This is a genomic window from Streptomyces toxytricini (assembly GCF_014649915.1).
GTDB classification, from domain to species: domain Bacteria; phylum Actinomycetota; class Actinomycetes; order Streptomycetales; family Streptomycetaceae; genus Streptomyces; species Streptomyces toxytricini.
This window is the reverse complement of record NZ_BMTY01000023.1, coordinates 122,498-147,362: the sequence shown is the minus strand read 5'-3', so window position 1 is coordinate 147,362 and position 24,865 is coordinate 122,498. Positions and strand designations below refer to the sequence as shown.

The 24,865-nt window shown below is 72.5% G+C and carries 26 protein-coding genes; 14 read left to right on the top strand and 12 right to left on the bottom strand.

All coding sequences use genetic code 11. The features are described from left to right. Positions 1-286: 286 nt before the first annotated feature. Together IE170_RS26535 and IE170_RS26530 are read right to left on the bottom strand one after the other, a co-directional pair. Entirely contained in the window at positions 287-496 is a 210-nt protein-coding gene (locus IE170_RS26535) for a hypothetical protein (protein ID WP_189811958.1), read from the bottom strand. A 161-nt stretch (positions 497-657) separates the two neighbouring features. Next, a complete protein-coding gene (locus IE170_RS26530; RefSeq protein WP_189811957.1) occupies positions 658-1,065 on the bottom strand; it encodes a VOC family protein in 408 nt (135 codons plus the stop codon). A gap of 263 nt (positions 1,066-1,328) precedes the next feature. Between IE170_RS26530 and IE170_RS26525 the strand changes: the two genes are divergently transcribed. Next, on the top strand, positions 1,329-2,606 hold the full coding sequence (locus tag IE170_RS26525; RefSeq protein ID WP_229885181.1) for a ricin-type beta-trefoil lectin domain protein: 1,278 nt from the start codon (positions 1,329-1,331) through the stop codon (positions 2,604-2,606). A 22-nt stretch (positions 2,607-2,628) separates the two neighbouring features. Here the strand turns inward: IE170_RS26525 and IE170_RS26520 are convergent, their stop codons facing one another. Then, the gene (locus IE170_RS26520; protein ID WP_223856952.1) at positions 2,629-3,201 is read right to left on the bottom strand and encodes a hypothetical protein; all 573 of its coding nucleotides are present in this window, start codon (positions 3,199-3,201) and stop codon (positions 2,629-2,631) included. 142 nt (positions 3,202-3,343) lie between these two features. Between IE170_RS26520 and IE170_RS26515 the strand changes: the two genes are divergently transcribed. Further along, a complete protein-coding gene (locus IE170_RS26515; RefSeq protein ID WP_189811955.1) occupies positions 3,344-3,766 on the top strand; it encodes a YjbQ family protein in 423 nt (140 codons plus the stop codon). A 94-nt stretch (positions 3,767-3,860) separates the two neighbouring features. Here the strand turns inward: IE170_RS26515 and IE170_RS26510 are convergent, their stop codons facing one another. Beyond that, entirely contained in the window at positions 3,861-6,125 is a 2,265-nt protein-coding gene (locus tag IE170_RS26510; RefSeq protein ID WP_229885180.1) for a Dyp-type peroxidase, read from the bottom strand. A gap of 344 nt (positions 6,126-6,469) precedes the next feature. Here IE170_RS26510 and IE170_RS26505 point away from each other — a divergent pair, with 344 nt between their 5' ends. After that, positions 6,470-8,479, top strand: a complete 2,010-nt coding sequence (locus IE170_RS26505; RefSeq protein ID WP_223856953.1) for a galactose oxidase early set domain-containing protein — start codon at positions 6,470-6,472, stop codon at positions 8,477-8,479. A 257-nt stretch (positions 8,480-8,736) separates the two neighbouring features. Then, a complete protein-coding gene (locus IE170_RS26500) occupies positions 8,737-9,042 on the top strand; it encodes a WhiB family transcriptional regulator (protein WP_189811974.1) in 306 nt (101 codons plus the stop codon). Positions 9,043-9,137: 95 nt separating this feature from the next. Here IE170_RS26500 and IE170_RS26495 read toward each other — a convergent pair whose 3' ends face one another. Next, complete coding sequence (locus IE170_RS26495; RefSeq protein WP_189811954.1) at positions 9,138-10,403, bottom strand: serine hydrolase domain-containing protein; 1,266 nt, start codon at positions 10,401-10,403, stop codon at positions 9,138-9,140. A gap of 126 nt (positions 10,404-10,529) precedes the next feature. On the opposite strand from IE170_RS26495, the gene IE170_RS26490 reads away from it, so the two are divergent. Continuing rightward, positions 10,530-11,459, top strand: coding sequence for an aminoglycoside phosphotransferase family protein (locus IE170_RS26490; protein WP_189811953.1), 930 nt, complete (start codon positions 10,530-10,532; stop codon positions 11,457-11,459). 18 nt (positions 11,460-11,477) lie between these two features. Here the strand turns inward: IE170_RS26490 and IE170_RS26485 are convergent, their stop codons facing one another. The 3 genes from IE170_RS26485 to IE170_RS26475 all read right to left on the bottom strand — a co-directional run bounded on the left by IE170_RS26485 (position 11,478) and on the right by IE170_RS26475 (position 15,120). Next, positions 11,478-12,575 carry an alpha/beta hydrolase gene (locus tag IE170_RS26485; RefSeq protein ID WP_189811952.1) on the bottom strand — a complete coding sequence of 366 codons (1,098 nt, stop codon included), beginning with the start codon at positions 12,573-12,575 and terminating at the stop codon, positions 11,478-11,480. Positions 12,576-12,738: 163 nt separating this feature from the next. Further along, the gene (locus IE170_RS26480) at positions 12,739-14,274 is read right to left on the bottom strand and encodes a hypothetical protein (protein ID WP_189811951.1); all 1,536 of its coding nucleotides are present in this window, start codon (positions 14,272-14,274) and stop codon (positions 12,739-12,741) included. A gap of 57 nt (positions 14,275-14,331) precedes the next feature. Continuing rightward, positions 14,332-15,120: a hypothetical protein gene (locus tag IE170_RS26475; protein ID WP_189811950.1), complete on the bottom strand. Its 789-nt coding sequence runs from the start codon at positions 15,118-15,120 to the stop codon at positions 14,332-14,334. Between the two features lie 123 nt (positions 15,121-15,243). On the opposite strand from IE170_RS26475, the gene IE170_RS26470 reads away from it, so the two are divergent. Both IE170_RS26470 and IE170_RS26465 read left to right on the top strand, forming a co-directional pair. Beyond that, the gene (locus IE170_RS26470; protein ID WP_189811949.1) at positions 15,244-15,618 is read left to right on the top strand and encodes a VOC family protein; all 375 of its coding nucleotides are present in this window, start codon (positions 15,244-15,246) and stop codon (positions 15,616-15,618) included. Positions 15,619-15,754: 136 nt separating this feature from the next. Next, on the top strand, positions 15,755-16,135 hold the full coding sequence (locus tag IE170_RS26465; RefSeq protein ID WP_189811948.1) for an SH3 domain-containing protein: 381 nt from the start codon (positions 15,755-15,757) through the stop codon (positions 16,133-16,135). A 52-nt stretch (positions 16,136-16,187) separates the two neighbouring features. Here IE170_RS26465 and IE170_RS26460 read toward each other — a convergent pair whose 3' ends face one another. Further along, positions 16,188-16,547, bottom strand: a complete 360-nt coding sequence (locus tag IE170_RS26460; RefSeq protein ID WP_189811973.1) for a subtilase-type protease inhibitor — start codon at positions 16,545-16,547, stop codon at positions 16,188-16,190. Between the two features lie 518 nt (positions 16,548-17,065). On the opposite strand from IE170_RS26460, the gene IE170_RS26455 reads away from it, so the two are divergent. Continuing rightward, positions 17,066-17,443 carry a hypothetical protein gene (locus tag IE170_RS26455; RefSeq protein WP_189811947.1) on the top strand — a complete coding sequence of 126 codons (378 nt, stop codon included), beginning with the start codon at positions 17,066-17,068 and terminating at the stop codon, positions 17,441-17,443. Between the two features lie 82 nt (positions 17,444-17,525). Then, positions 17,526-18,098: a dihydrofolate reductase family protein gene (locus tag IE170_RS26450; protein WP_189811946.1), complete on the top strand. Its 573-nt coding sequence runs from the start codon at positions 17,526-17,528 to the stop codon at positions 18,096-18,098. Here the strand turns inward: IE170_RS26450 and IE170_RS26445 are convergent, their stop codons facing one another. Genes IE170_RS26445 through IE170_RS26435 form a run of 3 tightly spaced genes read right to left on the bottom strand, consistent with a single transcriptional unit; the run spans position 18,099 to position 19,760 of the window. Beyond that, positions 18,099-18,506: a VOC family protein gene (locus tag IE170_RS26445; RefSeq protein ID WP_189811945.1), complete on the bottom strand. Its 408-nt coding sequence runs from the start codon at positions 18,504-18,506 to the stop codon at positions 18,099-18,101. Next, a complete protein-coding gene (locus IE170_RS26440; protein WP_189811944.1) occupies positions 18,503-19,015 on the bottom strand; it encodes a cupin domain-containing protein in 513 nt (170 codons plus the stop codon). The genes IE170_RS26445 and IE170_RS26440 overlap by 4 nt, the downstream gene beginning before the upstream one ends. A gap of 55 nt (positions 19,016-19,070) precedes the next feature. Beyond that, entirely contained in the window at positions 19,071-19,760 is a 690-nt protein-coding gene (locus tag IE170_RS26435) for a M15 family metallopeptidase (protein ID WP_229885177.1), read from the bottom strand. A 98-nt stretch (positions 19,761-19,858) separates the two neighbouring features. Between IE170_RS26435 and IE170_RS26430 the strand changes: the two genes are divergently transcribed. The 5 genes from IE170_RS26430 to IE170_RS26410 all read left to right on the top strand — a co-directional run bounded on the left by IE170_RS26430 (position 19,859) and on the right by IE170_RS26410 (position 24,865). Then, positions 19,859-20,368 (top strand): metallophosphoesterase family protein, encoded by a 510-nt coding sequence (locus IE170_RS26430; protein ID WP_189811943.1) that lies wholly within the window; start codon positions 19,859-19,861, stop codon positions 20,366-20,368. A gap of 125 nt (positions 20,369-20,493) precedes the next feature. Further along, positions 20,494-21,093, top strand: coding sequence for an acyltransferase (locus IE170_RS26425; protein WP_189811942.1), 600 nt, complete (start codon positions 20,494-20,496; stop codon positions 21,091-21,093). Positions 21,094-21,600: 507 nt separating this feature from the next. Then, entirely contained in the window at positions 21,601-22,788 is a 1,188-nt protein-coding gene (locus IE170_RS26420) for a hypothetical protein (RefSeq protein ID WP_189811941.1), read from the top strand. Continuing rightward, complete coding sequence (locus IE170_RS26415) at positions 22,785-23,609, top strand: WecB/TagA/CpsF family glycosyltransferase (RefSeq protein WP_189811940.1); 825 nt, start codon at positions 22,785-22,787, stop codon at positions 23,607-23,609. The genes IE170_RS26420 and IE170_RS26415 overlap by 4 nt, the downstream gene beginning before the upstream one ends. Continuing rightward, a complete protein-coding gene (locus IE170_RS26410) occupies positions 23,609-24,865 on the top strand; it encodes a nucleotide sugar dehydrogenase (RefSeq protein ID WP_189811939.1) in 1,257 nt (418 codons plus the stop codon). The genes IE170_RS26415 and IE170_RS26410 overlap by 1 nt, the downstream gene beginning before the upstream one ends.

Sequence of the window (24,865 nt, the reverse complement as noted above, 5' to 3'; positions counted from 1 at the left end):
GCAGAAAAAATGCCTCCGGGGCGGGTCGGTCGGTCAAGGGTGGCCCGCAAGGGCCATCGCGCAGCGACGCGACCGAAGGGGAGCGCCCTTGAGGGACCGGCCCGCCCCGGACACCATCAACTGCCCGGGACACCCCCAGTCGCATTACCGACCCCGACCGATCGGCTACCGCCGACCCCGCCCCCGCCGTCGCACTTCCGACGCCGCCCGATCCCACCGGCCGACTCCCGCCCACCACGCCCCGCCCCGCCCCGCCCCGCCCCCGGAGAAACCGTTGCCAACCGGCTCAGTTGTTGGACCCCACGATGTTGTCGTGTCCGGCGTTGAATACGTCGTCGCCGGCGATCTGCAGCCAGTCGCCGAACACGACGGTGTGGGAGACGGCCTCCGGGAAGGTCACGGTCACGTCGGCGCTCGCCGTGCCCGCGCCGCCGAGGACGACGACGCCGGCGGCGAGGGTGGCCAGGGCGGCGAGGGTGGAGCTGACGGGTCGCATGCGGGTGCGCCTTTCGACGGTGAGCTGGAACAGCCCCCGACGGTAGGGACGCACGTGTCCGCTGTCGCGGTACCCGTCCGCGTCGCGGCGACTCCCATCCGAATGGCGCATGGACGCATGGGCGCACGGCGCACGGCGCACGGCGCACGGCGCAGCTGCCGCTACGCGGGGAGGTTCAGCTGCCAGGAGACGCCGAAGCGGTCGCTCACCCAGCCGAACTTGGGGCTGAAGCCGTACGAGCCCAGCGGCATCAGCGCCGCGCCGCCCTCCAGGAGGGCTTCGTACAGGCGGTCGAGTTCGGCCTCGCTGTCGCACTGGACGAAAAGGGAGATCGCCGGGGTGAACCCGAAGTCGTGCTTCGCAGGGCTGTCGATGCACATGAGCTGCTGGCCGGCGAGGGAGAACGTGGCGTGCTGCACGGTGCCCTCCGGGCCGGGCTCGCCGGGGCCGTAGCGGGTGATGTCGAGCACCTCGGCGTCGTCGAAGAGCGAGGTGTAGAAGGCCATCGCCTCCTCCGCCCGGCCCTCGAACATCAGGAACGTGGTGATCTTCTGGGGTGACGCGGCCATCCTGCCTGCTCCAAGGAGGTGGGGTGCGGGCTGTCGGTGCGAGGGTAGAGCACGCGCGAGCCGATGCCCCGTCAACTCCCCCTGCCGTGCGGCGGACCCGCGCCCCTCCCCTATCATCTGTTCGATTCTCGACTCCCGTGGGTGCCGTTCACGTCCGCACGGGAGCAAACACGATGAAAGGCAACGGGGACTTGGGATTCAAGGCCGGATATCGGATATCAGTGGTCGGCGCGTGCGCCGTGGCGGCCATTGCAGGAGGAATCGTGTCCTCCAATGCCTTCGGCACGGAGGACGGCGGCGACGGCCCGCAGGCCGCGCAGTCGGCGCCGCTGCCGGCGCCGGACGTGCACGCGGCGGACACCGCCCCGTCGCGCACCGACCACACGGTCTTCCGCAACGGCGTCATGCAGCTCGACGCCGACACCGCGGCGCCCGCCGGATCGGGCGGCTCCGCAGGGGCCGCCGGGGGTGCGGCCGCCCGGGCGGCGGCGCCCGCCGCCGCTCCCCCGCAGGGCGAGGGGTGGAAGCTGAGCGGGGCCACGAAGTGGCTGGCGACCGGCTACACGATCAAGTTCTACGACCAGAAGTCCGCGGACTGGCTGGGCCCGTACGTCAAGGCCACCGCGGCGGACCTCCAGCGGATCACGGACCTGCCGGTCAAGGTCGACACCAAGCCGGTGGGCTGGGAGTACTCGCGCCCGAAGGGCGAGGTGATCCTGGGCGTGCTGCACCGCCCCTGCCTGCCGCCGGACGGCGACATCATGGGCAACACCGGCTGGAAGGTCGTCCGCGACGGTTCCGGCATGGCCAACCTGAGCTGCGGCTTCACGAGCTCCTCGGTGCCGGAGACGGTGACCAGCGGGCACGCGTACATCGACAGCGAGTTCTTCACCCCGCAGGGCAAGCCGACCGCCGCCATGGGCGAGACGTACATGCGCAACCACATCAGCCACGAGATCGGCCACACCCTGGGCCTGACGCACGCCAACCGCAGCATGGAGAGGAGCGACTGCGCCAAGGGCACCGACTCCGGCCAGTTCCCCGTCATGTGCTCGCCCGCGTACGCGTACCAGGACAAGCGGGCCGGAACGTACGTGCAGCAGTTCGACGTCCAGGGCTTCCGCAGGCTGGCTGCGGGCGCCGGCGCCGTGCTGTCCCCGCAGGGGAAGGTCTCCGGCATCGCCGGGAAGTGCCTCGACGTCAAGGGCGGCAAGGCGGCCAACGGTACGCAGATCCAGCTCTACACCTGCAACGGATCGGTCGCGCAGTCCTGGATCCTCGGCAAGGACGGCACGTTCCGGGCGCTCGGCAAGTGCCTGGACAACTCGCGCAACGGCACCGCCAACGGCAACAAGATCCAGCTGTGGGACTGCAACGGCTCCGCCGCGCAGCGCTGGTCGGTGAACGCCAAGGGGCAGATCGTGCACGTCGCGTCGGGCAAGGTGCTCGACGTGAAGGGCGGCGCGACCGCGAACAGCACCGTCGTCCAGCTGTACACGGCGAACACCGGCAAGGGCCAGCTCTGGAAGGCCCCGAAGTAGCCCCCTCCCCCGCCGCTGCGGCTCAGCCCGGGAGCAGGGCGTCGACGACGTCGACGAGCAGGTCGCCGAGCGACCTGCCGCCCGTGCCGAACGCGGCGGCGAGGGCGTAGCCGACGGCGGCGTCCTGCGGCTGCGGGTCGGCGCCGGGCAGCCAGTCCGCGGCTACCGACCCGTCGCCCCGGGAGGTGAATTCCCCGAGGCGGCGGCCGTCCCGCAGGAGCCTGCTGGCCGTCGCCGAGCAGGGCACCAGGCGGTAGCGGCTGCCGCCGGCGCGGGCGTCGACGCGGTAGGAGCGGCGGGGGATCCAGGCCCGGGCCGGTCGGATGCCGGCCGGGCCGCCGCCCACGGTGAGGGTGAGGCGGGCGCCGTCGCGGGTGCCGATCGGCGCGTACCGGTTCGGCTTGGCTCCGTCGCCGCGGACCAGCCGCACCTCGGGCAGCGCCACGCCCGCCACGGCCACCGTCCCCCGATCGGCGTCGAGGCGTACGTCGACGGGCCCGAAGCGGTCGTCCGCGACGGGCCCGGAGGGGCCGGCCGTGCTGTCGCCGCTGAACGGCGGCTCCGTGTCGGAGAACGGCAGGGACGGATCGTGCATGGCGGTCTTCCTCGAAGCCGAAGGTACGGACGGGCCGCCCGGCCACTGCACGCCCGGCACCCCCGACCATGATCGCCCAAACTGCGGGGCGCGTCGTACGCGAGACGGCCCGGCACCCGCGCCGTGCGCGACGATGGTGCTCATGTCCGAACGATTCACGACCAGTGTCCTCGACCTCACGACCGGCAGCACCGAGACCGTCACCGATCTGACCCTCCACTGCGAGCGCTTCCTCTTCCAGGTCGCAGCCGGCCGCGACGGCCTCCTCAACGTGTTCGTCCCGCACGCCACCGCCGGCATCGCCGTGATCGAGACGGGCTCCGGCAGCGACGACGACCTCCTCGGCGCCCTCCGCACCCTCCTGCCGGCCGACGACCGCTGGCGCCACCGCCACGGCTCCCCCGGCCACGGCCGCGACCACGTCCTCCCGGCCCTCGTCCCGCCCCACGCGACCCTGCCCGTCGTGGCGGGCCGCCTGGAACTGGGCACCTGGCAGTCGGTCTGCCTGGTCGACACCAACAAGGATAATCCGGAGCGGCAGGTGCGGTTGTCGTTCCTCGGGTAGCCGCCGGCCTGCGCCGGGGTCCGGGAGCGGTCGTGACGGGTCGTGTGGCGGCCCGGTCCGGCGACCGCCCCGGAGCCGGGGGCGGGGCCGGCCGTCAGCTGGTCAGGGACGTCCACACCGTCAACGGGCGGTCGTCGACGGTGATCTGGTCCTCGTGGCGGTGGCCGTCGCGGATCACGATGATCCGGTACTTGTCCTGGTGGAACACCCAGAACAGGCTCAGGCCGTTGATCCGCTGCATGTCCGGTACGGGGAGGAACTCGTCGACCCGTGTGATCCCGTTCAGCGATCGCCACATGTTGAGCCCGAGGTCGCCGCGCTCGATCACGTCCTGGTGCGCGCTGCCGTCGGAGATCGAGATCAGCCGGTAGACCTGGCTGCCCATCAGGGTGTGGAACACCCAGTAGTGGCTCTTGCCGTTGATCCGCTGCATGTCGGGGACCGGCAGGAAGGCGTCGACCTGCTGGATGCCGCCGAACGAAGCCCACGCGGAGAGCGGGCGGTCCGGGCGGTCGACCCGGCCGGCCTGCTCGGGCGGGAGGCCGTTCTCCGCTCCGTCGGCGATCGAGATGAGCCGGTAGACCTGCCGGCCCTCCACGGTGTGGAACAGCCAGAACCGGCTGCGGCCGTTGACCTGCTGCTCGTCCGGAACGGGCAGGATCACGTCGACCTTCGCGACCCCGGCGTAGCACGGCCAGGTGCTCAGCGGCCGGTCGGGGCGCTCGCGGACGTCCTTGTGCTCGTCCCCGTCGGCGATGGAGAGGGTCCGGCACACGGCGCCGTCGCTGCCCGTTCCGTACGCCCAGTACCAGCTCTTGCCGCCGACCTGCTGCATGCCGGGGAGGGGCAGGAAGGCGTCGGTCGGCCGGACCACGGTGGGCGGCTTGTCGGTCAGCCGGCCGTCGCCGAGCAGGCGCAGCAGCCGCAGTGACGGCACGAAGCAGTAGACGGACCCCTCGGTGACGACGAACTGGCTGAGGGTCAGCTGCGTCGTCTTTCCGGGTGTCTCGTAGCTGAGCATGCCGGCGGCCCCGACCATCCCGTCGGGGCCGGGCTTCTCGGTGCGGTTCGGGGGGAAGTCGGGGCTGTCGATCCACGCCTTCTGGATGAACTCGAACTGCTGAACGAGGTCCGACTGGTAGCAGATGAAGAGCAGGCCGCGCTTCTCGTCGGGCCCGCCTCCCTCCGAGGCGGGGTCGAAGGGCGCGCCGTAGGGGGCGCCGCGGCGGATGATCCGGCGCCGGTCCATGACCGGGTTCTCGTCGAACGGCGGGTCTCCCGGCTTCTCCTGGAGGCCGTCGCGGGGGTTGGTCTTGCGCAGGTGCGAGAAGAGAGGGGTGAGGAAGCCTTCGGGATCGTTGCGGTAGCCGAAGTCGTTGTCCTCGCCGGCCAGTGCGTTGGACGGCTTGTCGGCGTGCGGGCACGTGGCGACGGGGGTGCCGGACCGCCACCGGCCGACGAGGCGGGCCGCGAGCCACTCCACGGTCGCCTCGGGCGGTACCGCCTTCGCCTGTTTGAGCACCTTGAGCTGTCCGGCGACCTGGGACCAGAACCCGGGGACGTCCTGCCCGAGCCGACGCACCACCTGGAAGCTGCCGTTGTCGGCCCATTCGGGCGTGTCGTGCGGCTCGCCTCCGACCCGGTCGTGGCCGACCACGAACTCACCGGGCGGGATCAGCCGGGTGCCGTGGTGGCCCTTGACGCACTCGGGTCTGGCCGGGTCCGGTTCGTCGAAGCCGATCACGCCGGGCTCGCTCACCCCGTCCTTGAATCCGAAGTGCTCCTTGCCCCTGCGGCTGCCGGGCAGTGTGGCGGCGTCCTGCTGGAAGACGATCACGATCTTCGCCGCGGCGCAGGCCTCCCGCTGCTGCCGGACCGCCGCCTGGAGGTCCTCGACGGTGTCGGAGGCGACGGTGAGGACGGCGTGGACGGGCTGGCCCTTGCCGTTGCCGTTGCCGAACAGCCACATCTCCGGTGCGCTGTCACCGGTGTCCCCCAGGGCCCGCTTGTCCGAGCCCTGCTTGAAGGCCTCCAGTCCGCTGCGGGGCCGGACGGAGGGCAGCGGGTCCTTCCCCGTCAGCTCCCGCAGCCCCTCGTAGGTGAAGCTCACGTTGGTCCAGGTGGCCTTCAGCGTCTGCGGGTCGCCGCCGGCCGCTGCCCTCCTGGCCTTGCTGAAGGCGGCGTTGAACGTCGCCACCTGCCGCGTCGTGGAAATCTGCGGTTCCAGCGCCTTGACCCAGGTTCGCGCCCTTGCCGGGTCCTCGAACTTGAGGAACAGCAGGGTCATCTGGTCCTTCTTGAAGCCGGCGAGCACATCGCCCTGGATGTCGTCGCTCTCGCGCAGCTTGAGATCGTCCACCGTGTTGCCCTCCGGAAGATCGACACCCCCACGCTGTGGTAGCGCGGAGTAATCAGAAGATATGCGGCATTCGTCTTGGTTCCCGGGGGTCGACCGGCCGGCATGGCAGCCCGTCACTCGATCACCGACGCTAAACAGGCTGGTCGGAGGGCGCGCGAGGCTCGTCAGGGCGCTTTCGGCGCTCGAGGTCACCCACCTGCACCGGCCGGGAGGACAGTCGGCGGCCCGACCGGAACACTGAGCTTCGTCACTGTGCGTGCACATGTGGCAGCCTGGCGCGGCCGCCTCCCGATGGCTTCCTCGCCGGAATCCGCGCCACCGTCACCTTCCCAGCGAGGAGTCCCATGTCCCCCGACAACCCGCCCCCGCCCGCCCGCCGGAGGCTCGTCCCGGCGATCGGCCTCTGCGCCGCCACCGCGATGGCCGCGTCCATGGCCCTGGTGTCCGCAGGCCCGGCACTCGCCCATGCCGGGCACGGAGAGGCAGACCACGAGGAGGCCTTTCCGCACGCCCCCGCCTCCCGGGCGGCGACGGCTCCCGTCGCCGTCGACCCGGAGGAGGCGGCGACGCTCGGCAAGGAGCACGCCGAGGAACACGCCCGTACCCGAAAGGCCCTGGCCGACGTCGGCGAATACCCGCAGACCACCCGGTCAGCACGGCTCGCGGCGCTGACCGCCTCCCAGGAGAAGGCCAACGCCCCCTTCGACGCCGCGGAGTTCGGCCGGTTCCGGGAGTACTTCCAGTCCCCGGACTTCGCGGCCCACATCGCACTGCTCCCCACCGGCAAGGTCCTGCTGTTCTCGTTCGAGCGCATCGAGACCAACCCGCAGAAGGAGCCCGCACCCACCGACACGATCGGCGTGGAGAACGCCGGCCGCGCCTGGATCTGGGACCCCGCCAAGGGGACCGGCGCCGCCGCGTTCACGGAGAAGCAGCCGCCCGTCGTCAACATGCCCGACGGCAAGAACGAGCCGCGCCCGGCCCCGTTCTTCTGCGCCGGCCACTCGTATCTGCCCAACGGCATGCTCGGTGTCTTCGGCGGCAACCTCGGCGGCAACGGAGGCTCCGGCGCCAAGCTGTCGCTGGTCTTCGACCCCTGGGCGGAGGAGTGGTACCTGAACAAGGACATGTCCGTCGGCCGGTGGTACCCGACCGTGGTCACCGGAGCGGACGGACGCCAGGTCATCATGTCCGGGCAGTCGGAGCTCGGCTGGGGCACCCCCACGCCGGTCGTCGAACGCTTCCCCGCCGCGGCGCACCCGGTGCCCTTCGACAAGGGGGTCAAGCCGATCGGCTGGGGCGTGGACAAGCTCGCGACCGAGGCCCCGTTCAAGTGGGACTATCCGCACCTGTTCTCGCTGCGCGACGGGAAGATTTACGGCCTCGGCCGCTCGGTGGACCAGCAGTGGAGCTTCGACACGGCTGCCGACACCAGGACGGACCTGCCGAACCGACCGGACCTCAACAAGGGCAAGCCCGGCCCGGACGGCGGGGAATGGCGACGCAACTACGGCTCCGCGGTCCCCCTTCCGGCCGGATTCCGAGGCCCCGACTCGGTCCTGGTCCTCGGCGGCGACCGCGACGACCCGAACACCTACCGGCTGGCCGGCGGCAAGTGGAACACGGAGAAGCCCCGCGCGTTCGGCCGCACCCAGGACGACACCCTGCTCCTGCCCAACGGCAACCTGCTCACCGTCAACGGGGCGTTCGACATCCGCGACTACGGCAACGGACCGTACAACCCGAACGCCGACCTGAAATACCGTCAGGTCGAACTGCGCGACGAGAACGGCGACTGGAAGCTCGGCCCCGTCCAGCGGCTGCCCCGCGGCTACCACTCCAACGCGCTCGTCCTTCCGGACGGCCGTGTCATGATCACCGGCGACGAGCTCCAGCAGCTCGCCAACGACCCCGACATCGACGACAACTACAACGGCAGCATCGAGATCTACGAGCCGGCCTACCTCCACCAGGGCAGCCGCCCCTCGCTCGGCCTGGTCCTCAACCCCACCGTCGGCTACGACGAGAGGATCACGGTGCGCACCAGCACGCCCGACGACGTCACCCGCGCCGTGCTGTTGGCCCCGACCACCGCGACCCACGCGGTCAACACCAGCCAGCGCCACCTCGAACTGCGCATCAAGAGCCGCAGCGGCAACTTCCTGGAGCTCCAGGCCCCGCCGAGCGCCGCCGCGGCCCCGCCCGGCCACTACATGCTCTTCCTCCTCAACGAGGAGGGCGCCCCCAGCAGGGCCGCCTGGGTCCAGCTCAGGCCCCCGACGGACGACGCCGGCAAGGCCGGCAAGGCCGGGACGGCCGGCAAGCCCGGTAAGGCCGGGACGGCCGGAGGCTGACGGCCGCCGCCCTCTGCGGTGCAGGCCCCCGGCTCGGTCACGGGACCGCGCCGGGGCACCTGACGGTGCGTCGGATCCCCTCTACCCCACGGTGTCCTGGGCGGCAAGCGGTCTCACCCGAAGGGGTGGCGAACGGGTTGACCCGTCTGGTCGGCGGGGTGGGCTTCCCCTACCGTCGGGCCCCGGTCGTTGCTCCCGCGGTGCGGGGCGGCGGCGTGGGAGCAGCCGGGACTGGGAGAGGACGGCACAGGGTGGTCATGCACGAGGACTGGACCGAAGGCGCGGTGTGCAGGACCGCCGATCCCGACGAGCTCTTCGTGCAGGGCGCGGCCCAGAACCAGGCCAAGTCGGTGTGCGGGAACTGCGGTGTCCGTACGGAGTGCCTGGCCTACGCCCTCGACCAGCGGATCGACCACGGCATCTGGGGCGGGATGACCGAGCGCGAGCGGCGGGCCCTGTTGAAGCGGAGGCCGCTGGTGACGTCGTGGCGGCTGCTGTTGGAGGCCGCCCGGCAGGAGCACCACCGGCAGACGCGCCCCGCGGCGGTGCGGCGGGCCGGCTGACCGCCGGGCCGCCGCACCGCCGGCCCCCGCACCGCCTCCCCGCCCGGCCGCCTGCCCGGCTCGTTCCGTCGGCCCGTCGGGGAGGCTGGTCCCGGTCAGGTCGCCGGACGTGCTGCCTGGGCGGGGAGCATCCAGGGGCTGACGGGTGCGGGAGCCGGCCCGGTCGGGGTCGTGCCGCAGAACTCGGCCTCGATCACGTCGGCGTACAGCGCGTCGTCCTGGAGCCAGTCGCCGTTGGCGTTGAAGGTCAGTTGGCGGCTGCCGTCCAGGGTGCCGACCATCGCGGACAGCGAGCCGTTGGTGCGGCCGCTCTTGCCGACCACCTGCACCCCGCAGGAGAGCTGCGCGAACTCGACGCCCAGCCCGAACGCGAAGCCGCCTCCCACCGGGACCGGCGTGAACATGGCCTTCGTCTGGGCGGGCGGCAGCAGCCGTCCGGTCGTCAGTGCCCGGAGGAAGCGGTTGAGGTCGCCGGCGGTGGTGATGACGTCGCCGGCTGCGCCGAGCCAGGTCATGTTCTGCCGGGTGGCGTCGAGGATCTCGGCGTCCGGTTCCGTGCGGTGGAGGCGGGAGTAGCCGACGGCGTGCGGGCGGGGCATGCGCGGCGAAGTGCCGGGGAACGAGGTCCCCTTCAGGCCGAGCGGCCTGACGATGCGGCGCATCGCCTCCTCCCCGTGGGTGCGGCCGGTCGCCTTCTCGATGACCATCCCGGCGAGGACGAAGTTGGTGTTCGAGTACACCGGCGTCTTCTGCGGGTCGGGCCGCGGAGGGTACTTCAGGGCGATCGCGACGAGTTCCTCGGGCGGGTGGGTGTCGTAGCGGTGCTCCGGGAAGCCGGGGCCGGCCGCGTCGTGGATGAAGGCCGGGTCCTCGGTGTGGTTCGCCATACCGCTGGTGTGGTTCAGGAGCCGGCGGAGGGTGATGGTACGGCCGTCGTAGCCGTTTCCCTGCACCAGGCCGGGCAGCCACTTCTCGACCGTGTCGTCCAGGCTGAGCCTGCCCTCGGCCTCCAGTTGGAGCAGGACGGTGGCGACGAACGTCTTGGTGATGCTGGCGCCGCGAAAGCGGTCGGCGCGGGTCCGCTCGCGGCCGGTGGCGGTGTCGGCGTGCCCGTGCGCCGTGAACCACCTGCCGTGGCGGTCGCCCGCCTCGGCGGCCGCACCGGGCAGGCCGCCCTTGGTGACCAGGTCGCGCAGGGCGGCCCGGGTCGCCTCGTGCCCGCCGGGCGACGGCCGGGCCGCATCCTGTGCAGCCGCCGGGCCCGCCGCGTGCGCGGGCGGGGCGAGTGCCGTCGTCCCGCCCGCGGTCAGGGCCGCCGCGAGGGCCAGTAAGACGGTGCGGGGAGCCCGCGGCTTCGGCATCAGGTGCCTCCTCGTGGTCGAGGGGCAGCCGTGCGCTCCCCCGGTCCCTTGGACGCCGGACGCCGGGACGGGGTTGACTCCGGAATTGCGTTGCAGCCGCCGGACGGGCCGCTTACGGTCGCCCCCATGCTGCCCGTGGTGGAGACCGACGAGGAATGGGACGCCGTCGTGCCGGACGAGGCGGTGATGCGGCCGGGCGCGGAAGACCTGTGCGCGCGGCTCGGACTCGCCGGCGCCGCCCTGACCCGGTTCGCCGACGGTTCCCAGCCGGTGTACGCGGTGGGCCCGGAGCACGTCCTGAAGCTGTTCCCCGCCGCCGCGGCACACGACGGCGTCGCCGAAGGCCGGGTGCTGTCGTACCTCCAGGGGCGGCTGCCGGTCCCGACACCGCAGGTCCGCTCGTACGGCCCGTACGAGAACGGATGGCAGTACGTGCTGATGTCCCGGCTTCCCGGCGAGAACCTCGCCCGCGCCTGGGACCGCGTCCCGCAGGCCGACCGGGAGCGGATCGCCTCCGAGACCGGTGAGGCGCTCGCCGTCCTGCATTCCCTCGATCCCCCTCCGCTCACCGACGTGCTCGGCCCCGGCGACTGGGGCGCCTTCCTCGACCGGCGGGCCGCCGCCGCCGTCGCGCAGCAGCGCGACCGCGGGCTGCCCGAGGAGTGGCTGGAGCAGATCCCCGATTTCCTGGCCGCCGTTCCGCTCCGCCGCGCCCCCCGTCCGTCCCTGCTGCACACGGAGGTGATGCAGCAGCACCTCATGGTCGACCCCGCAGGGTGGCGCCTGACGGGGCTCTTCGACTTCGAGCCGGCCATGATCGGGGACCGGGCCTACGACTTCGTCGGTGTCGGCGTGTTCGTCACCCGCGGCGATCCGAAGCTGTTGGCCCGGCTGACCGCCGCGTACGGGCACGCCTTCGAGCCGGAGGTGCTGCTCGCGTACACACTGCTGCACGTGTACAGCAACCTGCCCTGGTACATGCGGGAGCTGGGCGCGCCCGCCCGGCGGACGCTGCCGGCGCTTGCCGAGGCCTGGTTCGGCACGGGCGCCGCGTAGGGCTGTCGGGCGCGGGGATCAGTCCGCGGCGAGTCGGCCGCTCATCCAGGCCAGGGCCGGAGGCACCTCCCGCCGCCAGGTCTTGAAGTTGTGGCCGCCGCTGTCGAGGATGATGGACGAGGCCCGGGCGGGTGCCTTGACCTTCGCGACGAACTCCATCGTCTCCTTGTAGTTGGGCTCGCCCGTCAGCGACGAGGTCACCAGGAACGAGGAGTCGCCCTGGGGCCGGTTGGCGAGGTGCCACAGCAGGTCGGACCGCTTCTCCTCGTCCTTGTCGCCCTGGAAGAGGTCGCCGGACTCGCGGTCGATCTCGGGCCGGTACTCCGCGGACAGCCCGACCCCGACCGAGAAGGACTCCGGGTGCTGGACGGCCATCTTCAGGGCGCAGTAGCCGCCGGTCGAGTTGCCGATGACGCCCCAGTTGCGCGGCGAGGTGCCGACGCGGTAGGTGGCCGCCACCGCCTTGACGAGGTCGGTGCCGTAGAAGGTCTCGCTCTGCGGGCCTCCGCGGACATCGATGCACTGGGTGTTCGCGGCGGCGATGGTGGGCCGCATCATCACGAGCACCATGGGCTGTGCCTTCTTCTGCTTCACGAGCTTCCACGCCGTCTGCGGGTACTCCAGCTTCTTCATGAGGTTCTCGGCCATGCCGGGGAAGCCGGTCAGGACGACGGCCGCGGGGAACCTGCGCTGCTCGGCCCCCTTCTCGAAGTACTCCGGCGGCAGGTACACGTACGCGGGTGCCGCGGTGCGGGAGCGCTCGCCGTGGACGACCACCTTCTCGATCACGCCGCCGACGCGGGGATCCGCGCCGCCGGGGACCGCCGGAGCCTTGCGGCCGAGGACCTGTACGGCGGCCCCGCCGGGGGCGGCCGCCAGCTGCTGCTTGGCGCCGACGAGGTCGGACCAGGAGTCGTAGAAGAGGAAGGTCCGGTTCGATACGAGGCCGACCGAGGCGAGTACACACACCTGGGCGAGGAGGAGGACCCCGATCCGCCCCAGCACCCGCCTCGTGCCGCGCCCGCCGAGGCGCGGCCACTGCCACACCGTCACGGCGCCCAGGAGGAGCGTGGCCAGTACCACGCACGCCGACAACGTGCCACTCGTCAGACCCATGGACCGGGATCACCCTCTGCCGTGCCGCCCGGTCCCGACGCGCGGTCCGGTGCACACCGTCGACCGATGTGCACCGGTCAAGAGGCCGGAACGCCGCCCGGCGTTCCCTCCGGGGCCGGGAGATCGCGGCGGGGGTGGTGCGGCTTCGGCAGGTGCGGTCCCGTCACCCGCCCTTGAGGCGGCGGGTGACCTCCTCGCTGATGCGGCGGTGCAGTTCGGCCAGTTGCCCGGGCGTGTACGCGGTCAGGTCGCCCAGGTCGGGCGGCCCGGCTCCCTGCTCCTTGCGCTTGCCCTCCTCGCGGCGGGCGAGCTCCTGCTCCTCGGGGGAGCCCGGCGCGGCATACGCGCAGCGGATGAGCGTGCCGTCGGCGCTCTTCAGGCAGGTGGCCTCGCGTCCGCCGACCTGGCCGCGGCCCTCCACGCGGTAGCGGATGTTCTGCTCGCTGCCGACGGTCGCGGTCCAGGTGGTCCCGCCGGTGGGCACCACCTCGAACACCCGGTCGTCGTTGTAGCAGCAGACGTCCCGGTACTCGGCCTTGACGAGCGCGACGATCGCCGCGGGCGAGGACCAGGTCGGGTCGAGGCGGTGCACGGTCAGCGGTGCGAGCCCGCCGCCGCGGTGCCGGGTGGGCACCGTGGAGACGGCCACGACGGAACTGGCCTCGCCCTGCGGTGTCAGCGGGGTGACGTACGAGCTGTTGCCGCTGCCGTCGCGGTGGCGCAGGGCGAACTCGGACTCGTTGCCGGTGTTGGCCCCGTCCTCGGAGGCGTCCCAGCCGCTGCGCTCGAACCACCAGTCGGTGAAGCTTCCGACGGCGGCGGTCGCCTCGCGCTGCCGGGCGGCGAGGCTCAGGGGATAGGAGGGGCCCGGCACCGTCTGGGTGTCGGCGGTGACGGTGAGCCGGCCGGTGTGGCCGTCGTACAGGGCGAGGCCGGCGGGGCGTTCGGTGACGACGAGGAACCCGGTCTGGCGTTTGAGCGGGACGGCCACGACGGGTTTGTCGCCGTTGCAGACGACGTACGCGTCGTCTGCGTCGAAGCGGACCCAGCGCTTCTGTGCGGCGATCTTCCGGCCGAGGTTGTGGTGGAACCAGCCGCCGATCCGCGCGTCGGCGGCCTCCACGTCGAACCGGCAGTGCTGCCGGGAGCGGCTGGTGCCGCCGAGCGGTATGTCCTGCACCAGGCCGACCTCGTATCCGGCGAGCCAGCCGCGCCGCTCGACGAGGGTGGCGAACCGGTCGGAGTCGGGCAGGTAGCTGATGTCGGCGATCTCGCCGGTGACGTCCCCGAGGTGCGGGGCGGCCTGCGCCTTGCCGACGACGTACGGGGCGCGGGCCGCCAGCTCGGGCACCGGCCCGGTCACGACGCGGGTGGCGGCCATGTAGGCGCGGTCCTGCAGGTACGCCCCGTAGACCATCCACGCGAAGGTGAGGGCGATCCCCGCGACGGCGCCGAGGCAGCCGAGGACCTTGGCCGCGTCGCTCCCGCCGCCGCGGCGGTCCGAGCGCCCGCGGCGCAGCACGCCGACGAGGCCGACGAGCAGCGCCAGCGCCCCGGCCAGTACGGGCACGGCCAGCCAGGAGAGTGCCTTGCGCAGCTCCCACACGGCGATCGTGATGTAGTACGGGGCGTACCAGGGCGAGAGGAGTACGAGGACGGCGGCTGCCGCGGGTATGCCGATGCGCAGGATCCGATCCATCCGTGCCCTCCCCCAAGCCGGTGCGGATCCCAGTGTGGACCCCCGGGGCGGCGCTTGTCAGTGGCGCAGCACCTTCGTCAGCAGAGCGCCGGCGATGATCAGGGCGGCGCCGATCCACCAGGCGTCCTCGAGGATGAGCACGGCGATGCCGAGGGGGACGAGGAGCGCCGCCAGCGGCAGCAGGAAGCTCGCCGTGGAGGGCGGTTCGACGCCGGGCTGTCCTGCGTCCCGGCGGGCGCGGGCCCGCGCGACGTCCGGGTACCAGGCGGTGAACTTCAGGGCGGCGACGATGGCGACGATCTGGATGATCCAGCCGGTCCAGATGTTGTCCGGGTTGTGGAGGACGAGGTCGCCGAAGGCTCCGGCGAGGGCGGCGACCAGGAAGGCGAGCCCCCACGCCCCGGTGATGACGTAGTTGGTGCGCAGGAAGGCGGGCGTGTTCCAGAGGGAGGGGTCGACCTGCTCGCGCGCGTACTGGATGGTGAAGGGCATGCGGACGGCCATCGAGCCGAAGGCGATGAGTGCGAGGGCGATGTTCGCCACCTCGCCGGCGTAGGTCTCCAGCCAGCGCAGTGTGCCGGGGCCGGCGAGGGCGCCCACGATCGCCATGCCGGCGAAGAAGACGACGTCGGCGATTTCGAGGAGCTTCCAGGAGCTGCCCGGGCGGGCCAGGCGGCCCAGGAGGACCAGGGCCACCGCGGCAGCCAGTGCGATGGCGACGGCGACCTCGAACCGGCCGGGTCCGACCAGCAGGGAGAAGATGATCCACGGTGCCATGCCGACGACGGGGGTTTCCAGGAAACCGCGCAGTGCCGAGGCAGCCGTGGTGCGTCCCTCGGTGCTCACCCTTCCAGGGTGGGCCCGTTCGGCCCGCTGAGCCAGTCGTGCGCGGCCCGCGCCGCGGGAGGAGCATGGAGGCGAGGGCCGCTCGCTGCGGCCGGACACCCAGCCGGAAGGAAGGGATGCGCCATGCTGTCGGACAGCAGGGCGTTCAGCGGCTTCTCGGTGCGGCGGATCGCCGACGTCCGGGAGTTCTACGCCTCGACGCTCGGGCTGCGCGTCTCGGGGGACGACGAGATGCTCACGCTGCACCTCGGCGGGGGCGGGGAGGTCGTGGTGTACCCCAAGGAGGCGCACGAGCCGGCCACGTTCACGGTGCTGAACTTCCCGGTGCCGGACATCGACAAGGCCGTCGACGCGCTGGTCGCGCGGGGCGTGGTCTTCGAGCGCTACGAGGAGTTCGAGCACGACGAGAAGGGCATCGTCCGCGACGCCGGGGGACCGGCCATCGCCTGGTTCAAGGACCCCGCGGGCAACGTGTTGTCGGTCCTGACACCGCCCTGACCCCGCTCCCCCTCGTGCGCTCACCCGTACGGCCGCATCCGGGCGTGTCCGTCGCTCGCGGGCTGCGGGCGGCCGGATAGTCGGGGCTGCGGGCGCCGCACCGGCGGCCGCGTACCAGGCGCAACGAGGTGAGCGGGTGAGGCGGTTGAAGCCGATGGTCATGCGTGCGGTGGCGGTGTCCGCGGTGGTGGCGGGCGTGGTGGCCGGGACGGGCGGCTGGACGGCGGGGGCCGTCGCCGGCGGAGGGCAGGGTCCGGCGCCGGAGCGGACCGCCGCCGTGCGGGCCGCGTATCCGAAGGGCGTGGTCGTCTCCCGGACGGGCGTCCACGTGCGGGCGAAGCCGACGGTGTACTCGAACGTCGTGAAGACGCTGCGCCACGAGCAGGTGGTGTACCTGGTGTGCCAGCAGCGCGGCGGCTGGGTGGAGGGCAATCCGTTCTGGTACCGGCTCCACGGGGTGAACGGCTGGGTGTCCGCCCGCTACGTGCACGACCTGCAGCCCGTACGGGCCTGTTGACCAGTGGTTCCCGGCCGCCGCGCCGTGGCGGCCGGGGATGCGGGGGGGTGGATCAGAACGCGAAGACGGCGTTGCCGTTCAGGGTCGCGGCCATGGAGCAGGAGTTGCCGAAGGTGTGCTTCCAGGAGACGCGGCTGCCCTGCCAGACGCCGTCCGCGGTGACCGTGACCGGGTCGTAGTGCATGGGACACGCGCGGTTCGGGTCGGGGGCGGCGAGCAGGCGGTCGAACGTTCCGTCGGTGGACTTCAGCGCCTCACAGGCGGCCTCGGGGTCGGGGTGGGTGCCCTGTGCGCTCGGGGCGCAGCTGAGGGTGGTCGCCCGGACGACGGTGCTGTTGGCGTCGTCCCCCTTGGCGACGGAGAAGACCAGGGCGGACGGGGCGTACAGGCTTGCGGGCTGTGCCTCCGCCATGCCCGTGGCGCCGGCCAGGCACAGGAGGGCAGCGGCGGATACGGCAGCGAAGCGGTGACGCACGACAGGACTCGCTTTCGATTCGAAGGTGGAGTGCGATGGTTTCTTGCGATATCGCTCTCTGACACGACCGAGTCTGTCGGGTATGAAGGGCGACTGCACATTGATCGCCGATTTACGGACACCGTGTTCGGATACCGGATACCCGAAGGGGTGTTCGCCCAGCTCACACCCGGTACGACGGTTCGATGGCGGTCCGTGCCCGCCCATCGACAGAACGTGAGCAGTCCGGTGACGTGCACTTCCGGGGGCACCAAACGGGGCAACAGCCACCCGGGCTTCACCGAACGGCCATTCAGCTTGACCGGATCCCTTCGGTCGCGTGCCCCGACCCGGGGACCTCAACCGGCGCGGGCCGGGGGCGGCCGGTGAACGGTGCGCGCCGCACCGGCGCCTATGCTGCCCGCATGCCAAAGGGAACACGCGTACGCCGGACACGGACGACTCCGCTGCGGGACATGGGCGGACACGCCGTGGACGGGCAGCGGCTGGTACGGATCACGCTCGCCTTGATGCTCTACGGATGGGCGGTGGCGTCCGGTGTGTTCGTCCTCGGGCGGGCGCACGCCGTCTGGGCCGCAGTGCCGTACATCACGGTGACGTTCACGGGGCTGGCCTTCGCTCTGGCGCTGGTCATGCTGCACCGGGCGACCTGGACCGCCCTCCTCTCGCTCGCCGGCCTGGCGGCCATGGTGGCGGGCGCGGCCAACGGCAGCACCACGCCCCTGGTCTTCGGCGCGGCCATGTGGTCCGGGCTGGCCGCAGCAGCGGGCCGCCGCGGCTACCACAGGCGCCGCCGCGGCATCAAGGCCCCCTGGTGGGACAGCCTCGTCTGACGAACGGGCAGGCGCCCGGCGGTTCTCCCGCACCCGCCGTCGGTCGCCCGTAGTGTCGAAGGGTTCCCGAGGAGGGCTGCTGATGCGCAAGGTGACGTACTCGATGAACGTCTCGCTGGACGGCTACATCGTCGGGCCGGACGGCGGCTTCGACTGGACGCCCCCTCACGCGGACGTCTTCCGCTTCTGGATCGACGAGATCAGGGGTGTGGACGTCCATCTGCTGGGGCGCCGCCTGTACGAGACGATGCTCTACTGGGAGACCGCCGAGGCCTCGTCGCTCGACGAGGCGGAGCGCGAGTGGGTGTCGCTCTGGAACCCGCTGCCGAAAGTCGTGTTCTCCACGACACTCACCGACGTCCGGGGCCATGCCCGTCTGGCCTCGGGAAGCCCGGCCGAGGAGATCGAGCGTCTCCGGGCGGAGCCGGGAGAGGGCGAGATCGCGATCGGCGGCGCGACGCTCGCCGCCCAAGCGGCCGCGTCGGACCTGATCGACGAGTACCGGGCCGTGGTGTACCCGGTCCTCGTCGGCGGTGGCATCCCGTTCTTCCCGAGGGCCGATCAGCGGGTGGACCTCACCCTGGCCGAGACGCGCACCTTCAGCTCGGGCGTCGTCTACCTCGGCTACCGCGTCACACGCCCGCCCCGACCCTAGTCAGGTACCCAGGCTCCACGTGCGCGAGCAGAGGACGAGTCGGTAGCCGTCCGGATCCGCGCACGTGACGCCGTGTTCGTCCCAGTAGGGATTGTGCGCCTGCACGCGCGTGCCGCCGTGTGCGGTGAGGCGCTCGACGAGGGACTCGTCGACCGGGCGGCCGAGGTAGACGACGAACAGGTCGTCGGCGGTCGGCGTGGGCTCCACCGGATCCGCCGGATCGCGGGTCAGCTCGAAGTGCCAGCCGCCGCCCGCCGGTCCGAGCATCAGCAGGTCGTGCTCCCCGGCACGCTCGGCCGCGCTCCGCCAAAGGACCTCCAGTCCGAGGCCGTCCACGTAGAAGCGCTCGGCCGCGGCGAGGTCCCGAGAGGGGCGCGCGACGCGCACGTGCGTGGCCGCGCCGATCACGCCGAGGCCTCCAGGGCGGCCCGCCAGACGGGGCTGTCGACGTAGTGGTTGTCGTACTTCTCGGCCGATGCGGCGATCTCCTTCGGGTCGGCCTCGCCGCGCATGACCCGGCCGAGGAGGCGCAGGTAGTCGAACCTGCCCATGCCCGGCGTGAAGACGAAGAGGACGTCCGCCTCGCAGCCGGGGGCGGCGGCGAAGGCGTGCGGGGTGTGCGGCGGCACGGCCAGGAAGTCCCCCGCGTTCAGCACCTCGATGTCGTCGCCCACCAGGACCCGGAGCGAGCCGCTGATGACGAAGAACAGCTCGGTGGCCTTGGTGTGGAAGTGGGCGGGGGCGCCCACGGCTCCCGCGGCGAAGCTGGAGCGATAGCTCGTGAAGCCGTCGGCCGTCTGGTGCGAGTCGGCGAGCAGCGCCATGACGCTGCTCGGGTCGGCACAGGTCTCGGCCTCGGCGTGGCGGGTGAGGAGGGGCGCGAAGGGAGCGGCGGAAGGGCTCTCGGAGAGGGTCATGCGGTGAACCCTACGATCCGGCCAACCGATTCACCCCTCCATTTCCCCCGTACGCCTAACCACCCGTGGCCGAGAAGTGCTGGTAGTCGGGGTGGGGCCAGCGGCCGCCCCAGGCCCAGCCGATCTCCCCGAAGGCCCGGGACACCGCGTCCCCCGGCCGGATCATGCCGGGAACGGGCCGGTCCCGGCGCAGGTTGGCGCGGCCCGCGGCCGGGTGGACGGTGCCGCTGCGGTCCACGTACGGGTTCTCGACCGGGTTGATGTCGACGGCGTCCCCGTACGCGTGCTGCGATCTGCGGCTCGGATCGCCGGTCACGGGGCGGCAGTTGAACGCCGAGGTGTTGTCGTCCGCCATGGAACGGCCGTCGTCCCCGCCGTACGCCGAGGCCGGCTGCATGCGGCGGATCGGGAACCGCGCCGCGAACACCTTGCCGAAGGCACCGAGCAGCGGCCCGACGGCATCCTTGTGCACGACGAGAGCGCCCCGGTGGACCTGGCCGTCGAAGCCCCAGTGGTTCATCCGGATCAGACGCAGCTGCTCCGGGCCCACGGGACAGCCCGCACGGTACGTGGCGCCGAGCGCCTCGGCCGGGACGGGCATCACTTCGGCGGCCAGCGAGGGCGACGCAGCCGCCCGTGCGCGCTGCACGGGCGGCGGGGCGGGTGTCGCGGCCGGCGGCGCGGATGCCGCGAGAACGGCACCGAACGCGAGGGCCGCGGTGACGGCTATGGGTACGGGTCGCACCCGTTCACCGTAGGCACGCCCCCGCGCCCCCGCACGCCACGAGGGCCACACGGGCCACGGACGGGCACAGGCACCCCCGCCCGGCTACCGTCGGAGGCGTGGACCTGCTGCTGATGTCCGACACCCATCTCCCCGTGCGGGCCAAGGCCCTGCCCCCGGAGCTGCTGGACCTGGTGCCCCGTGCGGACGTCGTCGTCCATGCGGGCGACTGGGTCGACGAGGCGACCCTCGACCTCCTGGAGGCCCGCGCCCGCCGCCTCGTCGCCGTCTTCGGCAACAACGACGGCCCCGGCCTGCGCGCCCGCCTCCCGGAGGTGGCGTACGCCGACCTCGACGGCCTGCGCCTCGGCGTGGTCCACGAGACCGGCCCGGCCAAGGGCCGCGAGCAGCGCTGCGCCGAACGCTTCCCGAACCTGGACGTCCTGGTGTTCGGCCACAGCCACATCCCCTGGGACTCCACGGCCGACGACCGTCTCCGCCTGCTGAACCCGGGCTCCCCCACGGACCGCCGCCGCCAACCGCACTGCACCTACATGACGGCCCGCATCGACTCCTCCCGCCTCACCGGCGTACGCCTCCACCGACTCCCCCCGCGCACGCCCAGGTGAGTGCCGCCGGCCCCTCCTCGATCCGCGGACGCGCCGCCCCTGCCCCGCATATGCTCCCGCTGGCACGACGCCGCCCGGGCGCAGCGCGCGTCCGGATACCACCGTCGAGGTAAGGGGACCGCCCCGTGAGTGTCCGCATCCAGCCCTCCTCCCAGGTCGACGAGACCGCCGAACTCGGCGACGGCACGACCGTCTGGGACCTGGCGCAGATACGGGAGGAGGCACGACTCGGCCGGGGGTGCATCGTCGGCCGCGGAGCGTACGTCGGCCCGGGCGTGCGCATCGGCGACAACGTGAAGTTGCAGAACCACGCACTGGTCTACGAGCCCGCCGTCCTCGGGGACGGGGTGTTCATCGGCCCGGCCGCGGTGCTCACCAACGACTTCTACCCGCGGGCGGTGGACCCCGAGGGGCGGCTCAAGCGGGGTGGTGACTGGGAGGCCGCGGGGGTCGTGGTCGAGGAGGGGGCTTCGCTGGGGGCCCGTTCGGTGTGCGTGGCCGGCGTGCGTGTGGGGCGGTGGGCGCTGGTGGCGGCGGGCGCCGTCGTCTCCCGCAACGTGCCGGACTTCGCGCTCGTCGCCGGGGTGCCCGCCCGCCGCATCGGCTGGGTCGGCAGGGTCGGCGTACGCCTCACCGAGCGGGCCGGGGAGCCGGGCGTGTGGGAGTGTCCCCGCACCGGCGCCCTGCACGACGAGAAGGACGGCACCCTCGCCGAGCGCACCTGACACACCGACTGACGCCACGTCGAAATTTGGCCCGTCGGGATTTCCTCAAAACCGCAATCACCGGGCACCCCTTGGGCATACCTTGTCCGTGTACACGGGACTGAGCAGGCAACTGCCTTTGTTCAGTGGGGGGTTGTACATGACGCGGGCATCGCGGAACCACACCGGCGGCGGGCGCGCAAGCGCGCGCTGACGCGGCGTGCGTTCGCGCGCGGCCCCGGTCCGGGGCATCGCTGGGGGGACCAGTCGGCGGCTCCGGACGGCACGTGCGGGAGGCGGCGCCGCAGGGCGCCGCCGCCGTCGGCACGTGCGCCGTCGTGCACGGTCCCTCCACGGAACGACGAGCGCCGGCCGGCCCGAGGAGCGATCAGAGGGGGTAGGCGTGTCGGAGCCTCGCAGCTCGCGCATGCATCACAGCTCGCACATGCACCATCACAGCACGTACGGAACAGGCGTCGCGCACGGTGGTCCCGCCACCCGAGCCCACCACCCCGGGGCGGGTGCCCGGTGAGCGAAGCGACCCCGGCACCACGATTAGCAGCGCTGACCCGAGAAGACCCTCCCCTCCACACCCTCGCCCGGCGCCTGCTCGCGCTCGCCGAGCAGGCCCTCCCCCGGATGTACGTCGCCGACGGCGTCGACAGCACGTTCGTCCACACCCGCGTCGGCACCGTCTCACCCGCCGGCACCCGCAGCGTGGAGCGCCGCGGTACGAGCACCCGGTACGCGGCCATCACCGCCCTCGGAGCCCGGCTCCTCCCCGAGGACCGGCAGCGCGCCGTCCTCGGCGGGCACACCGCGGCCGAGTTCGCGGGGCTGCTGGTGGAGCGGCTTCCGCGGATCACCGACCTCGGAGACGCCGCGCTGATCACCTGGGCCGCGGCCGACACGCACCACCCCAAGCTGCCGGACGCCCTGGCCCGCCTCTCGGCCCTGGACGTCCCCGGGCGCCCCCGGTACACGGTCGAGGCGGCCTGGGTGCTCTCCGCGCTCGCCGCGGCCCGGGTCGCGGCCGACGTGGAGGACCGGCTGGCCGCAGCCCGGGACCGGCTGCTCGGCGCCCTCACGGGCACCAGCCCCCTCTTCCCGCACGCCACCGCGCCCGGGCTCCTCCCCCGCTACCGCGCGCACGTCGCGTGCTTCGCGGACCAGACGTACCCGCTCCAGGCCCTGGCCCGGCTCCACGCCACGGCCCCCGACCCGGTGGCCCTCCGGGCCGCCGACGCGTGCGCCGCGCGCATCTGCGAACTCCAGGGCGGCGGCGGGCAGTGGTGGTGGCACTACGACGCCCGTACCGGCCGGGTCGTCGAGGGCTACCCGGTCTACAGCGTCCACCAGCACGCCATGGCCCCCACCGCCCTCTTCGACCTGGCCGACGCGGGCGGCACCGACCACGGCGCCGCCGTCCGCCGGGGTCTGCGCTGGATGGCGGAGGTGCCGGAGCTCGCCGGCCCGGACGGGGTGCCGCGCGAGCCGATGATCCGCGAGGACCACGCGGTCACCTGGCGCAAGGTGTACCGCGGCGACCCGGCGAAGGCGGTGCGCGCCGCCCGCGGCCTGGCCGCCCGGGTCGCCCCCGGGGCGCGCCTCACCCCCCTCGACCGGGTCTTCCGTCCGCTGGCGGTGGACAGGGAGTGCCGCCCGTACGAGTTCGGCTGGCTCCTCCACGCCTGGCTGGGAGGACCCGCCAGATGACCGGAGGCCACGACGACATCCCCCACGCCGGCAACGCACACAACCCCGCCCTCTTCGGCATCGCCCTCGACCCCCTGACCATGGACGAGACGGTCCGACGCTGCCTGGACGCGGTGCGCCGCGGGGAGCAGATCGAGATCGGCATGGTCAACGCCGCGAAGCTGGTCAACATGCGGCGCGATCCGCGGCTCGCCGCCGCCGTGTCCGGCTGCGACCTGGTCCTGGCCGACGGCCAGGCCGTGGTCTGGGCCGGCCGTGTCCTCGGCGTACGGCTGCCCGAACGCGTCGCCGGGATAGACCTCTTCATGCGGCTCCTCGCCGCGGCCGAGCAGGCGGACATCCCCGTGTACCTCCTGGGGGCCCGCCAGCAGGTCCTCGACCTGATGCTGCGCCGGATCTCCGAGCAGTTCCCCGCGCTCCGCGTCGCCGGCAGCCGCAACGGCTACTTCGACGACTCCGAGCAGGGGGCCGTCGCCGATGCGGTCGCGGCCAGCGGCGCGCGCATGCTGTTCCTCGGCATGACCTCCCCCAAGAAGGAGATCTTCACGGCATCCTTCGGCAAGCGCACGGGCGCGGACGTCGTGCACGGGGTCGGCGGGTCCTTCGACATCCTGGCCGGCGTCACGAAGCGGGCCCCGCACCTCTGGCAGCGCATCGGGCTCGAATGGTTCTACCGCGCCCTCCAGGAGCCACGCCGCCTCGGCAAGCGCTACCTCACCACCAACACCGCCTTCCTCCTCATGACGGCCCGGGAGCTCCTCCGCCGCACGCCGTCTTCCGGCCCCTCCCGGGGGACCCGTTCCGCGAACAGGAGTCACTGATGCGCGTCGTCGTCGTGGGACAGGGATACGTGGGCCTTCCGCTGGCCGTCCGGGCCGCGGAGGTCGGACACCAGGTGATCGGGTACGACGTCGACGCGCGGCGCGTCAAGAGCCTCGCCGCCGGCGAGTCGTACGTGGAGGACGTGTCCTCCGAGCGGCTCGGCCGGGCGCTGAACCGGGGCGCCTACCGGCCGACGGAACTCGCCCGGGACTGCGGGGGCTTCGACGTCGCGGTCGTGACGGTGCCGACCCCGCTGCAGGACGGTGCGCCCGACCTGCGCTACATAGAGGAGTCCGCCCGCACCCTGGCCCGCTACCTCCGGCCGGGTGCGACGGTCGTCCTGGAGTCCACCACCTATCCGGGCACCACCGAGGAGCTCTTCGGCCCCCTCCTGGAAGACGGCTCCGGCCTGACCGCCGGCGTCGACTTCCACCTCGGGTACAGCCCCGAGCGCATCGACCCCGGAAACACGACGTGGGGCTTCCAGCAGACGCCGAAGGTCGTCTCCGGTGTGGACGCCGCCTCCCTCAAGGCCGTGGAGGCCTTCTACGGGGAGCTCGTCGACAAGACGGTCCCCGTCCGCTCACCCAAGGAGGCCGAGCTCGCCAAGCTGCTGGAGAACACCTTCCGGCACGTCAACATCGCCCTCGTCAACGAGATCGCCATGTTCGCCCGCCACCTCGACATCGACGTGTGGCAGGCCATCGAGGCGGCCTCCAGCAAGCCCTTCGGCTTCATGAAGTTCACGCCGGGGCCGGGCGTCGGCGGCCACTGTCTGCCCATCGACCCGTCGTACCTGTCGTGGCGGGTCCAGCGCGAACTCGGGCAGAGCTTCCGCTTCGTGGAGCTGGCGAACGACATCAACAGCCACATGCCCGAGTACGTGACCCGGCGCGTGATGGACGCCCTCAACGCGCGGCGCCGCTCCGTCAACGGCTCCCGCGTCCTGCTCCTCGGGCTCGCGTACAAGAAGAACACGGGCGACGCCCGCGAGTCGCCGGCCGTCCGCATCTCCCAGCTGCTCCTGGACCTCGGGGCCAAGGTGCGCGCCGCCGACCCGCACGTCGTCGAGGACGTCGCGGTGGACGCCCGGCTGGTCCGGGTGGAGCCGACGCGCAAGGAGCTGTCCGCCGCCGACGTGGTCGTCCTCCTCACCGACCACGACTCCTTCGACTACGCGATGGTCACCGAGCACGCCTCCCTCGTCCTCGACTGCCGCAACCGGCTCTCCGGCCCCACCGTGGAGGTGCTCTGA